At 35.6% G+C, this 1,400-nt stretch carries 2 protein-coding genes; one reads left to right on the top strand and one right to left on the bottom strand.

What is annotated here, in order from left to right:
• The coding region (locus CAT7_RS11920; RefSeq protein ID WP_007725970.1) for a dienelactone hydrolase family protein at nt 1–483 on the bottom strand (483 nt) is incomplete at its 3' end.
• Nucleotides 484–619: 136 nt separating this feature from the next.
• Between CAT7_RS11920 and CAT7_RS11925 the strand changes: the two genes are divergently transcribed.
• Nucleotides 620–1,400, top strand: a 781-nt coding sequence (locus CAT7_RS11925; RefSeq protein WP_007725972.1) for a Cof-type HAD-IIB family hydrolase, incomplete at its 3' end; no start/stop codon positions are given.

Genomic DNA, 1,400 nt, shown 5'->3' on the forward strand with positions numbered 1-1,400 from the left:
TTCTACCCCTTGTTGCCATTTAGACGTCAATAACCATTTAGAAAAAGGGATTGGTGATGGACTTCCCATTAAAACAACAGCTGTTTTCACCCAAGAATATTGCGTTAAAATGGCACTCGTTGTCACGCCACCCATTGAAAGGCCTGCCACTCCAACACGGCTTTGATCCGTTAATCCTGCTTTAACATACTGTTCAATTAAAGAAGGGAACTCAACAATATTGTGTTGGACAACATCCCAAAATTCTAAGCTTCTTTCGTTGACTGGTGCGCCTTTACTTCTCTCTCCATGCAAATAAGCTTCAGGAATTAAGACTCGAAATCCTTTTTTAGCAATTTCATAGCCATGAACTAAAGAACTTTCTTTAAAGTTTGTCCAACCATGATAAAAAACAACAGTCGGTAAAGTTTCATTCATCTTTTCTGTTAAAACTACTTCTAATAATGGTATGCCGTTAATATATTCATGTTTTACTGTTATCATTTATCTATCCTCTTTCTCTATTTATTCTTATAGACTTTGTGGTACACTATTTGTAAAGATTCTATGGAGTTAGTGTATCATAAAAGAAACGTAGAAGCTTTTACAAATACAAATGACTATTAGTCGGAGGATTTTGATGAATAAAAAATTAATTGCTCTTGATTTAGATGGCACTACCTTAAATAATCGTTCAGAGATTTCAGCTAGAACGCAAAATGTTTTAACAACTTTGAGAAATGATGGTCACCTTGTTTCGATTGTAACAGGTAGACCGTATAGAAACAGCAAACAGTTTTATACTCAACTAGGTATGGAAACACCCATTGTAAACTTTAACGGTGCTTTATGTCACTTACCTAACCAATTAAACTGGGAATCACAATACCACAAAACTTTAGACCGTGAAATTGCCTTAGATATGTTGACTTTAAAAAAAGAATTAGACATTCATTTAATTGCGGCAGAACTTAGAGATACCGTTTTTGCAGATAACTATTTTGTCCCTTACAGCGATTTCTTTCCTGAAGGTAAAAAAGGTGCATCCAAACTTACAGCCTCTAGTTTGAAAGAAGACCCCACTGCTATTTGTGTTTTTACTGATGCGGAGAATCAAGCCCATATTATTGAAAAAATTTCTGCTCGATACGGAAATACTGTTGAAATTAGAACGTGGGGCGGACAAACGCCTTGTTTAGAAATCGTCGCTGCCGGTGTTCAAAAAGCACTTGGAGTCGAACGTATTGCAAAAGTATATGGCATCAAGCAAAAAGATATCATTGCATTTGGCGATGAAGACAATGACTATGAAATGATTCAATATGCCGGACATGGTGTCGTAATGAAAAATGGTATCGATGCTTTAAAACGCATTTCAAATGATGTAACAGAAAAAACAAATAATGAAGATGGACTAGCTC

The organism is Carnobacterium sp. AT7 (assembly GCF_000171855.1).
Taxonomy (GTDB): Bacteria; Bacillota; Bacilli; order Lactobacillales; family Carnobacteriaceae; genus Carnobacterium_B; species Carnobacterium_B jeotgali.